Origin of the sequence: Flavobacterium sp. NRK F10, assembly GCF_024054235.1 — a bacterium.
Lineage (GTDB): Bacteria > Bacteroidota > Bacteroidia > Flavobacteriales > Flavobacteriaceae > Flavobacterium > Flavobacterium sediminis.
On sequence record NZ_JAMXLC010000006.1, the window covers coordinates 1 to 248 of the forward strand.

1 protein-coding gene is annotated in these 248 nt (G+C 41.5%); it reads right to left on the bottom strand.

Going from position 1 to position 248, the window contains the following annotated elements; genetic code table 11:
• Positions 1-248, bottom strand: a 248-nt coding sequence (locus tag NHF50_RS15600; protein WP_252777363.1) for a hypothetical protein, incomplete at both ends; no start/stop codon positions are given.

Genomic DNA, 248 nt, shown 5'->3' on the forward strand with positions numbered 1-248 from the left:
AATTGTCTGGTTAGAACCACCGTTAATTGTATATGTTACAACAGCGCCTGCAGTTCCGGTTATGTCAAACAATGCATCTTCGCCCTCACAAATACTTCCGTTACTCGATAATGTTCCGAAAGACGGCGTTGGATTTACCGTTACTGTTGAGGAATCCGACAAACTCGAAGAACAAGTTCCTAAACTAATATCGCTCAACACTATACTTTGATCTGTTGTAGGTGACACTATAACTACCTGTGCAACTC